The following is a 2532-nucleotide window of genomic DNA, read 5'->3' on the forward strand; positions in this document are numbered from 1 at the left end:
GGGTTTTCCTCCGGGCGCTTCCTTTGTTCTTCGTTTTGTTCTTGCGTTTCCGACTCTATCAGACTCTTTCGTGTCCGATTCCCGGTCGAAGCGGGCTTCGCTTTCCAGTTCAAACGCTTTCGCGCTTTCCCTTTCCGGCGAGTCCGACTCTATCAGAACTTTTCCACCGGATTTCCCGGCTTCAGAATCCTTCGTCGAGGAGTCGAGACGCCCCGGTCGGAATTGCCTTCCTCGGGGGCTTGCTGCCGAACCTCTCAGTTCCAGGCAACCGTTCTACTCTACCTCTCTCCCCCCTCACGGTCAAAATCGCCCCGGACGGCTAGAACAGGCGGTCGCGCATGGGGTGCGTGAGGCCCTGGAGGGTGTCGCGCAGCCACGGGCTGTGGACGGCCGGAAGCCGGACCAAGGCGTCCCGGAACGTGTCGGGGTCGGCCCGGAACAGATACCCGGGACGCGGGGCGGGCGGGTCGTCGCGGAGGACATCCCCAGGCAAGCCGCCCGACGCGGGGAGGGGAAGGTGCTGCTTGGGGAAGGCCAGCCACAGCCACACCCCGAACGGCAGCGGCACCGGGTACGTCGAAGCCGCCGGGCCGGCCGGGGTCCAGGTCGTACCCGTCTCGGGATGGACCGGCACGAGGACGATCTCGGCGTCCGTGTCGGAAACGGGCAGTCCCGGCCCGGCCAAGACGGCGCGGCGCGCCGGCGGCCCCGCCGGCAGCAAGGCGTCGAGGGCACGTTGGAAGACCTCGGCGGTCAGGCCCTCCGGGACCCTCACCGGCCGGCCCTCGGAGGCCGCCAACAAGTGGGCGAGCGCCCGGCCGGCCGCCGCTTCCCACCGCGGGCTCCACGACCAGTAGTGGCTCGTCCCCATCCGCCCTCCCCACGTCTTGATCGGCTCGAGCGGAGGTGTGCGCTCGCCCTCCGCCGACAGCGCCTCCCAAGACCGCGGTGCGGCCTCGGCGCCGTCGACGGGCCGACGGCGTACGGCATCGGGGGCGAGCCACACCGCCTGCCAGCGTGAGCAGTCGTCGATCCGGCTCGCCACCGGCAGACCGCACGCCTCGCACTCCATGTTGGGTCCGTCGGCCCCGTCGGGGCCGCAGCATGAGCCGCCGCTCTTCTCCGGGAGCGGCACGGTGCCACGGGCGTCGCCGGGAGCGATGACGACCGCGCCGGGTGCGCCGTCGGACAGGGCGAAGACGGGCGCAAAGACGCCGCGGACCGCAGCCTCGGCCGGGTCGATCTCCTCCCACCTCCGCCACGGCGGCCCCCAAGGCTCCGGCTCCACCGCGAACGTGCCCGCCTCCATGAGCACCGGGAGCTGGGCCCCGGTCCCGTATTTCTGATGGGCGTGCGCCGGCAGAGCAACCCGCGCGACCGGAGCAGTCAGCTCAGACCCGCACCCCACACACACGAAGACGAACAACCATCCCCCCTCCGAGCCACAGACACGCCCCACCCCGACGCCGTCACCCTGGTCACGCCACCACCAGCGACGACATCCTGTTCGCCTTCGCCGCCGACGCCGGGCGAGCCATGCTCGTCAACTGGCGGCATCACGCAAGCGCCACCGGGGACACGTCGACCAGGACCTCAGCGGCGAACAGCTCCGCGACCGTGTCGCTACCTGGGCGTCCCCTTCAGGCCCTCTCGGGCCGGCCGGAGACCTCCGCACTGCTGACCCCACCCGGCCCGTCGACCTCCGCACCCTCGCCAGGGGCATCGCTGCCTGGGACGCTCCCCGTCAGAGGTTGACCCGCTTGAGGTACACGCGGCTTCGGTGGGGGACGGTCTGGTACCAGAGCATCAGGTGCTCGTCTTCGTACGTACGCAGCCGCATCGGGTGGGGGTCCTCGTAGAGACTGCCGTCCTTGGGGTCGATGGCCATCGAGGCCAGGTCGACCAGGCCGTCCATCACGGCGCCGACGAGGCCCTGTTGCTCGGCGGGCATGTCACCGAGCACCCACACCCGGCCGGGATCGCATTCCCATGCCCAGCCGCTGTCGTTCTCGACGCCCTCCCCGCGCGAAGTCACAGACCGATCTCCGCCTGGGCCTCGGCGAGGATGCGGCTGCTCGTCTCCATTGCGGCCCGGAACTCCTCTTCCGTCGCCCGCGGGTCCCCTGCAACGCGTTCCGCCTCCAGGAGCGCCGCCGACCGCGCCGGCCACCGGTGGATCGCCACATGCGTGGCCCACTTGATCAGGAAGAACCGCAGCGGGTTGATGGCGCCGGTCTCCGCGGCCCGGTCAAAGGCCTCGTTGCATTCCTTGTCGAGCACGGCCAGGCTCGCCATGTCGATCCGCCGCACCGCGTCCCGCAGCGCCTCGCGCGTCATGGCCGGCTGGGGGATGAGCGGGCCGCCGGCGTCCAGCTGCTGTGCTGTCATCTGCCCTCCTGGGAACGCGGCCAGGATACCCAGCCCCGCCCTCCGGCAGAGCGGCTTGCTCCCCATATCCGGCCGGTAAACGCAGAAAAGCCCCGCACCGAACCCGATAACGGGCTGGTGCGGGGCTTTCCCACAATGATTGTT

At 70.3% G+C, this 2532-nt stretch carries 3 protein-coding genes; all 3 read right to left on the reverse strand.

The features are described from left to right. Positions 1–319: 319 nt before the first annotated feature. Positions 320–1426, reverse strand: coding sequence for a hypothetical protein (locus ACFVXJ_RS31195; RefSeq protein WP_389666826.1), 1107 nt, complete (start codon positions 1424–1426; stop codon positions 320–322). A 318-nt stretch (positions 1427–1744) separates the two neighbouring features. After that, complete coding sequence (locus ACFVXJ_RS31200) at positions 1745–2035, reverse strand: hypothetical protein (protein ID WP_389666828.1); 291 nt, start codon at positions 2033–2035, stop codon at positions 1745–1747. Continuing rightward, complete coding sequence (locus ACFVXJ_RS31205) at positions 2032–2388, reverse strand: hypothetical protein (protein ID WP_361320145.1); 357 nt, start codon at positions 2386–2388, stop codon at positions 2032–2034. Before ACFVXJ_RS31205 ends, ACFVXJ_RS31200 begins: the two co-directional genes overlap by 4 nt. Positions 2389–2532: the final 144 nt, after the last annotated feature.

It is taken from the genome of Streptomyces sp. NPDC058279 (assembly GCF_042881255.1).
Lineage (GTDB): Bacteria > Actinomycetota > Actinomycetes > Streptomycetales > Streptomycetaceae > Streptomyces.

What these genes read in the sequence shown, in the direction of transcription:
- ACFVXJ_RS31205 (WP_361320145.1), bottom strand. Translation starts at nt 2,388, where the DNA reads ATGACAGCACAGCAGCTGGACGCCGGCGGCCCGCTCATCCCCCAGCCG.